The organism is uncultured Phascolarctobacterium sp. (assembly GCF_905212365.1).
Classification (GTDB): domain Bacteria; phylum Bacillota; class Negativicutes; order Acidaminococcales; family Acidaminococcaceae; genus Phascolarctobacterium_A.
This window is the reverse complement of record NZ_CAJMEH010000009.1, coordinates 40781-48730: the sequence shown is the minus strand read 5'-3', so window position 1 is coordinate 48730 and position 7950 is coordinate 40781. Positions and strand designations below refer to the sequence as shown.

At 52.1% G+C, this 7950-nt stretch carries 6 protein-coding genes; all 6 read left to right on the top strand.

The features are described 5' to 3' along the window. A partial coding sequence (locus QZ105_RS02985; protein WP_293728367.1) for a tripartite tricarboxylate transporter substrate binding protein occupies positions 1-889 on the top strand: 889 nt, incomplete at its 5' end. A gap of 253 nt (positions 890-1142) precedes the next feature. Continuing rightward, entirely contained in the window at positions 1143-3125 is a 1983-nt protein-coding gene (gene tkt / locus QZ105_RS02980; protein ID WP_293728366.1) for a transketolase, read from the top strand. Positions 3126-3363: 238 nt separating this feature from the next. Continuing rightward, on the top strand, positions 3364-4167 hold the full coding sequence (gene thiD, locus QZ105_RS02975; RefSeq protein WP_293728368.1) for a bifunctional hydroxymethylpyrimidine kinase/phosphomethylpyrimidine kinase: 804 nt from the start codon (positions 3364-3366) through the stop codon (positions 4165-4167). After that, on the top strand, positions 4167-4994 hold the full coding sequence (gene thiM, locus QZ105_RS02970) for a hydroxyethylthiazole kinase (RefSeq protein WP_293728365.1): 828 nt from the start codon (positions 4167-4169) through the stop codon (positions 4992-4994). Before thiD ends, thiM begins: the two co-directional genes overlap by 1 nt. After that, entirely contained in the window at positions 4991-5626 is a 636-nt protein-coding gene (gene thiE, locus QZ105_RS02965) for a thiamine phosphate synthase (RefSeq protein ID WP_293728364.1), read from the top strand. Before thiM ends, thiE begins: the two co-directional genes overlap by 4 nt. A gap of 210 nt (positions 5627-5836) precedes the next feature. Next, complete coding sequence (gene fusA / locus QZ105_RS02960) at positions 5837-7897, top strand: elongation factor G (protein WP_293728363.1); 2061 nt, start codon at positions 5837-5839, stop codon at positions 7895-7897. The last annotated feature ends 53 nt before the right edge of the window (positions 7898-7950 follow it).

Below are 7950 nucleotides of genomic sequence, written 5' to 3'. Positions count from 1 at the left end.
GGCCGCTTATCCTGCCGACGGAGATATTTCCGTCATCATTCCCAAGGCGCCCGGCGGCGGCACCGATACCTCTGCCAGAGGTCTGATTCAGATGATGGAAAAGGAGCTGGCAGGCAGCAAGTTCGTACCTGTCAACAAGCCTGACGGCGGCGGCGTAACCGGCATGGTGGAAACTGCCAACGCTAAGCCCGACGGCCATACCTTAGGCATGGTTACGGTAGAGCTGGCTATGTTCCCGCATCAGGGCAAATGCAAAAATACCTATAAGGATTATGCCGCTATCTGCGCTCCCATCGCCGCTCCGGCCGCTTTAATCGTGCCGAAGGAGGCTCCCTATAATAATTTAAATGAGTTCGTAGCTTATGCCAAGGCTAATCCGGATAAGGTAAAAATGGGCAATTCCGGCGTAGGCGCTATCTGGCATATTGCAGCGCTGTCTTTTGAGGACGAATTCGGCGTGCAATTTAAGCACGTTCCTTATCCGAAAGGCTCCGCTGATATTGCCGCCGCTTTGGCCGGTAAGCATATCGACGCTACCTTGGCCGATCCTTCCGTATTCAAGAGCCAGGTGGATGCAGGCAATTTGAAAATTTTGGCTACCATGTCCGCTTCCCGCAGCGAAATTTATCCCGATGTGCCCACCTTTAAGGAGCTGGGGCATAATATGACCGTGCGCGCCTGGGCTGCGCTGGTAGCTCCGAAAAATACTCCGAAAGAGAAACTTGAAGTTTTGCGTGCCGCCGCTAAAAAGGTGTGCGAATCCAAGGAGTTCAAGGATTACTTTATGAAGCAGGGCATCGACCCCTCCTGCATCATCGGCGAAGATGCTGATAAGATGATGGCCGAAGACCACGAAATGTACGGTAAGTTTTTGACCAAGGCCAACTAAAATAATAGCGATTTTTAAAACGGCGTAGCCTGCGGGCTATGCCGTTTTTGTATGGGAATGCCGTCTGCTGATAGGCGGAACGCTTTGCTTCTTGACCCATTTGCCCATATATTATGTGATGTTTTTCTGAGGGGATGAAAAGAATGCAGCTTGCGTTTGCTTACTGCTGCGCCGTCAAAAAGAAAAAGATGTACAACACAAGGAAACATGGTATAATGTTTATAGAAAAATTGAGTAATTGGAGGTTTTCTCAATGCAAAAAATTGATCAGGCTTGCGTAAACACTCTGCGCTTTTTAGCGGCAGACCAGGTAGAAAAGGCTAAGTCCGGCCATCCCGGCTTCCCTTTGGGCACCGCGCCTTTGATGTATACTATTTGGGATCGCTTTATGAGCTACAATCCCGCCAACCCTAACTGGTTCAACCGCGATCGCTTTATTCTTTCTCCGGGCCATGGCAGCGCACTGCTGTACGCTATGCTGCATTTGGCTGGCTACGATCTGCCTATGGAAGAGCTGCAAAACTTCCGTCAATGGGGCAGCAAAACCCCCGGTCATCCTGAATATGGACTTACCCCCGGCGTAGACGTTTCTACCGGGCCCTTGGGTCACGGCTTTTCCATGGGCGTAGGCTTCGCTATCGCTGAAGCTATGCTGGGCGCTAAGTATAATAAGCCGGATTTCCCCATCGTGGACCATTACACCTTCGGCTTGACCTCCGACGGCGACCTGATGGAGGGCGTTGCTTCCGAAGCCGCGTCCTTAGCTGGCACATTAGGCTTAGGCAAGCTGATCTACTTGTATGACGATAATAAAATTACCATTGAAGGCAGCACCGATATCGCCTTTACCGAGGACGTGGAAGCCCGCTTCAAGGCTTACGGCTGGCAGGTGCTGCGCGTAGGCGACAGCGAGGACGTGGAGGCTATGGCCGAGGCCATTAAAGAAGCTAAGGCGGACACTTTGCATCCGTCCTTAATCATCGTACGCACTCACATTGGCTTTGGCAGCCCCAAGCAGGATAACGCTTCCTGCCATGGCGAGCCTTTGGGCGCTGACGCTTTGGTAGCTACTAAGGAAAAGGCTGGGTGGCCGCAGGAAATGTTCTATGTTCCCGCGGAGGTTAGGGAGCATTTTGCCGCTAAGCTGGCAGGCTGCGCTGCTGCCGAAACTGCTTGGAACGCTTTGCTGGAAGATTATAAAGTAGTATATCCGGAGCTGGCTAAAGAGCTGACCGACCGCATTGAAGGCAATACTTTGGTGAACCTGTCCGCTTTGGAGGCTATCTTCAAGGATACCGCCAAGAACGCTACCCGCGAAGCCTCCGGCGATATTATTCAAGTGTTGGCTGCACAGCTGCCGGAATTGGTCGGCGGCAGCGCCGATTTGGGTCCCTCCAATAAAACCATTATGAAGGCCGGCGGCTTCTTCTCCAAGCTGGACCGCACCGGCCGCAATATTCACTTTGGCGTGCGCGAGCATGCTATGGGCACTGTGCTGAACGGTATTTCCCTGCACGGCGGCTTTATTCCCTTCGGCGGCACCTTCCTGGTATTTGCCGATTTCCTGCGTCCTACCATTCGTATGGCCGCGCTCATGGGCATTCAGGCTATCTTTGTACTGACCCATGACAGTATTGCTTTGGGTGAGGACGGTCCGACCCATCAGCCGATTGAAACGGCTATGGGTCTGCGCTTGATTCCTAATGTCAGCGTTATCCGTCCTGCCGACGCGCTGGAAACCGCTGCCGCCTGGCAGCAGGCCTGCTTGAACAAGCATAAGCCTACCTGCCTGCTGCTTAGCCGTCAAAAGCTGAACGTACTGCACGCTTATGCCGATGTTATTCACGAAAACGCCGCTAAGGGCGCTTATGTTCTGAGTCCGGCAAAAGGCGAGGCTAAGGTTATTTTAATCGGTACAGGCAGCGAGGTGCAGCTGGCTCTGGAAGCTCAGGCCAAGCTGGAAGCCGAAGGCATTGGGGCGACCGTAGTATCCATGCCCAGCTGGGATGCTTTCGACAGACAGAGCGAGGAATACAAGGCCAGCGTACTGCCAGAGGGCATAGTAAAATTTGCCGTAGAAGCCGGTGTGCCTTACGGCGGGAGCCGTTATACCGGCAGTGAAAAGAATGTTTTGGGCATTACTACCTTCGGCGCGTCTGCTCCCGGCGGTGTAATGATGGAAAAATACGGCTTTACCGTCGATAACCTGGTAGCTAAGGTTAAAGAGGTTCTGTAAGCTGTTATTGACGAAAGACCGGGGAGCACTCCTCGGTCTTTTTCCTAAGTAAGCGCAAGAGTATAAGGTTGTGTACAAAATTACTCCCTCAGTCGTTTTGCAAAGCAAAACGCCAGCTCCCTCACCGAGGGAGCAAAAGTAAAATATTAGAAGGACATTTTGCCCCCTCTTAGAGGGGGCTGTCACCAATGGTGACTGGGGGAGTATAATAATATAAAACATGAGGTAGATTGATATGTTGAAGCATTTATTGACGATTGCCGGCAGCGATTCCAGCGGCGGCGCGGGCATTCAGGCCGACCTTAAGACCTTTGCCGCTCACGGTACCTTCGGCATGAGCGTAATTACGGCGGTTACGGCCCAGAACACCTGCGGCGTGACCAAAGTGCAGGATATTGACTGCGACGTGGTGCAGGCTCAAATCGAGGCCGTCTTTGACGATATCCGCGTGGACGCGGTAAAGATAGGTATGGTGTCCCAGCCGCAGATTATTAAGACTATCGCCGCTTGCCTGCGCCGTTATGCGCCGCCCATTGTGGTGGTGGACCCGGTGATGATTTCCAAAAGCGGCTATCCGCTGCTGGCGCCGGAGGCCTGCGCTACGCTGATCAGCGAGCTGCTGCCGCTGGCGACGCTGGTAACGCCTAATTTGCCGGAAGCGGAGGCTATCACCGGCATGAAGGTGGAGCGCAGGGAGCAGATGCGTCCGGTTGCGGAAAAAATTATCTCTTTGGGCGCTAAGGCCGTGCTGGTGAAGGGCGGGCATTTGCAGGATACGGCGGACGATTTGCTGTTTGACGGGCAGACAGAACGCTGGTTTACCGGCCAGCGCATCTCCACTAAAAATACTCATGGCACGGGCTGCACCTTATCCAGCAGCTTAGCGGCTAATCTGGCTAAGGGAATGAGCCTAGAGGCAGCAGTGCAGGCCTCCAAGGAATACGTTACGCAAGCCATCGCTCACGGCATTGCCTTGGGCAGCGGCTGCGGGCCTACGCATCATTTTGTGGATTTATACAGAAAGGCTGGTATATTGGAATAATGGATTTGAAAAATACATTTGGCGAGCTGGTGGATAAGCTGCGTAAGCAAAGACCGGTAGTGCATGAAATAACTAATTACGTGACGGCGGAAAGCTGCGCCGACGTGGCCTTGGCGGCTGGCGCTTCTCCCGTAATGGCGGACGAGCCGGAGGAGGTTGAGGAAATCACCGCCGGAGCGAACGCTTTAGTGCTGAATTTGGGCACCATCAGCTTTAATAAACAGATTGCTATGGAGCGTTCCGCTGCCGTAGCCAAAAAGCTGGGGATTCCGGTTATTTTAGACCCGGTAGGCGTAATGACCTCCACTATGCGGCTGAATTTTGCTTTAAAGCTGCTGCATAAGGGCTATATCAGCATTGTACGCGGCAATTTCAGCGAATGCCGGGCGCTGCTGCTGGGTAAAACCGGCGGCCACGGCGTGGATAACCTGGACGAAAGTACGCAGGAGGGCGAGGCCTTGAAGGTAGCTAAGGACGCCGCCGCTAAATTTAATTGCGTTTTCGCCGTAACCGGCGCTATCGATAATATCAGCAACGGCAAGCAGGCGGTTGTACTGAATAATGGCCACCCGCTTTTACAGGATATTACGGGCAGCGGCTGCATGACCAGCACGCTGGTGGCCTGCTGCGCCGCCGTGACGAAGGATATGCTGGTAGCTGCGGCCTTGGGAGTAGTTATTATGGGGCAAAGCGCGGAGCTGGCAGCTAACTTTTTGGAAAAGAAGGACGGCCCCGGTATGTTTAAGGCGCGTCTGCTAGACTGCGTGTACCACGTGACTACTAAATGGAATTTAGTAAATTTGAAGCCGGAAGAGAAGGTATCATGAAGCCGCAGATAGACTACAGCATTTATCTTGTTACGGACGATAGCTGGCTGCATGGGCGTTCGCTGGCAGACTGCGTGCGTCAGGCTTTAGAGGGCGGCGTAACGCTGGTTCAGTACCGCAGCAAGCATAACGACGGCGGCCCCATGTATGCGGAGGCCCTGGAGCTGAAAGCCTTGTGCGATAGTTACAGCGTACCGCTGATTATTAACGATCGGGTGGATTTAGCCATGGCGGTAGGAGCGGCAGGCGTGCATTTGGGGCAGGATGATCTGCCTTGCGCTGCTGCCCGTAAAATTATGGGCAATGATTACGTTATCGGTGTTTCTGCCCATAATCCCAAGGAAGCATTGCAGGCCATTGCCGACGGCGCAGATTATCTGGGCTGCGGCGCTGTTTTTGGCAGCGCCACCAAGCAGGACGTGCAGGAGCTGGGCTTGGCTAACCTGCGGACTATTCGTCAGGTAAGTAAATTACCTATGGTGGGCATCGGCGGCGTTACGGCGGCTAATTACGAGCAGGTATTGCAGACGGGAGCCGACGGCGCGGCGATTATCAGCGGCATTCTGGCGGCTGCCGATATTACAGAAAGAGTGCGTCAAATCGCGGCCATACGCGATTCATACCGTAAATAATTTAAGGGAGCGGAAGCATAGAAAAGCTGCCCCTCCCTTTTGCCTGCGATTGGTCTTGAGAATTATACGACTAGAGATAATAGTGTTACTTGCGTTACACTTTAACTGTCGCAGGAAAAATATAAGTTAAATTTACTGCTTTTAGCAGGAATAATCAGTCAATTCAACGAAATATTAGGCATCAAAAAAATGCCTAAGGGGGATTTATTTATGAAAGAATACACTGGTGATAAGATCAGAAACGTGGCCATTGTGGGTCATGGTGGAGCAGGAACCACGTCCGTAACCGAAGCCCTGCTGTATCGCAGCGGAGCTATCAGCAGAATGTGCAAGGTTGAGGACGGTGCTACCACCACTGACTATGAGCCCGAAGAAATTAAACGTAAGGTTTCCGTCAACGCTACGCTGGCTCCTGTAGAATGGCGCGACAGCAAGATTAACTTTATCGACACTCCTGGCTTCGCCGATTTCGTAGCGGAGGTTAAGGGTGCGTTCAGAGCGGTTGACAGCGCTTTGATCGTTGTCTGCGCAACCAGCGGCGTACAGGTTGGTACGGAGCAATGCTGGAAGCTGGCTGAGGAGGTCGGTCTGCCGCGTATTATTTTCGTCAACAAAATGGATCGTGAAAACGCTGATTTTGACAGCATTCTGGATAATCTGCGTGGCAAGTTCGGCAAGCACGTATTGCCATTGCAGCTGCCCTTGGGCAAGGAAGACAAATTCGAGGGCATTATCGACCTGTATAAGATGAAAGCCTATCGTGCCAACGGCAACGGCTCCGATGAAATAGACATTCCCGATGAGTATAAAGAAGCCGCTGAAGCCGCCCGCGAAAAGATGATCGAGGCCGCGGTAGAAGCGGACGACGATTGCATGATGCGTTATCTGGAAGGCGAAGCCATCAGCGACGAAGAAATTATGAAATGCTTGATTAAGGGCATCCGCCAGGCTATCATTTACCCGATGCTGTGCGGCAGCGCTTACAAGAATATCGGCTTGGGCCGTCTGATGAACGCCATCATCGACTTTACTTATCCGGCTATTTTGAACGACTATGTAGTTATCGATAAAGAAACAGGCGAAGAAGAGCTTCGCGACGCCAACGCCCCGATGGCGGCTTTGGTGTTCAAAACAACCTCCGACCCCTTTGTTGGCCGTCTCAGCTATTTCCGTGTATTCTCCGGCTGTATTAAGGCAGACAGCATGGTATATAATTCCCGCCGCGAGGAGGAAGAACGCATTGCCAATATCTTCACGATGCGCGGTAAAACGCAAATTGCTATGAAACAAGTGGTAGCAGGCGATATCGGCGTGGTTGCCAAATTGCAGTACACCTGCACCGGCGATACCCTGTGCGATAAGAACGCCGAGGTAGAATTCCCGCCCATCAACTTCCCGCTGCCCATGTACACCAGAGCTATTTATCCGAAGAAAAAGGGCGACGAGGACAAGATTATGTCCGCACTGACCCGTCTGATGGACGAAGACCCGACGATTATCGTGACCAAGAACCCGGTAACGAAGGAAACTTTAATCAGCGGTATGGGCGATCAGCACATTGAAATCATTATGGAGCGTATGCAGCGCAAGTTCGGCGTAGAAGCTATCCTTAAAGCTCCTATCATCGAATACCGCGAAACCATCCGCGGCACTGCCGAAGTAGAAGGCAAGCATAAGAAGCAATCCGGCGGCCATGGTCAATACGGGCACGTTGTGATTAAGATGGAACCCCTGCCTCCGGGAGGCGGCTTTGAATTCGTCGATAAGATTTTCGGCGGTGCTGTTCCGCGTCAATATATCCCCGCAGTCGAAAAGGGTATGCGCGAAGCGATGGAAAAAGGCATTTTGGCCGGTTATCCTGTAGTCGATATGCGCATTACCTTACTGGATGGTTCTTACCATACTGTAGATTCCTCTGAAATGGCATTTAAAACTGCTTCCAATATCGCCTTCAAGAAAGCAATGGAAATGTGCAAGCCCGTGCTGCTTGAGCCTATTTACAGCTTAAATGTAACCTGCGCTGATTCTATGATGGGCGACGTTATCGGCGATTTGAACCAAAAGCGCGGTCGTATCCTTGGCATGCAGAGCGTGGAAGAGGGCATGAGCGTTGTAACTGCCCAAGTTCCCTATGCAGAAATTACAGAATATGCTGTTGACCTGCGCGCCATTACCCAAGGCCAAGGTACCTTTGAAATGAAATTCGATCATTACGAGGACGTTCCGGCTAAGATGGCGGAAAAGATTATCGCTGAAAGCAAGCAGGGTTAATCCTTAAAAGCTTCATATAGGCAAAACAGCCTGTCGGTTTATGTGAATCGGCA

What these genes read in the sequence shown, in the direction of transcription:
- tkt (WP_293728366.1), top strand. Translation starts at nt 1,143, where the DNA reads ATGCAAAAAATTGATCAGGCTTGCGTAAACACTCTGCGCTTTTTAGCG.
- thiM (WP_293728365.1), top strand. Translation starts at nt 4,167, where the DNA reads ATGGATTTGAAAAATACATTTGGCGAGCTGGTGGATAAGCTGCGTAAG.
- thiE (WP_293728364.1), top strand. Translation starts at nt 4,991, where the DNA reads ATGAAGCCGCAGATAGACTACAGCATTTATCTTGTTACGGACGATAGC.
- fusA (WP_293728363.1), top strand. Translation starts at nt 5,837, where the DNA reads ATGAAAGAATACACTGGTGATAAGATCAGAAACGTGGCCATTGTGGGT.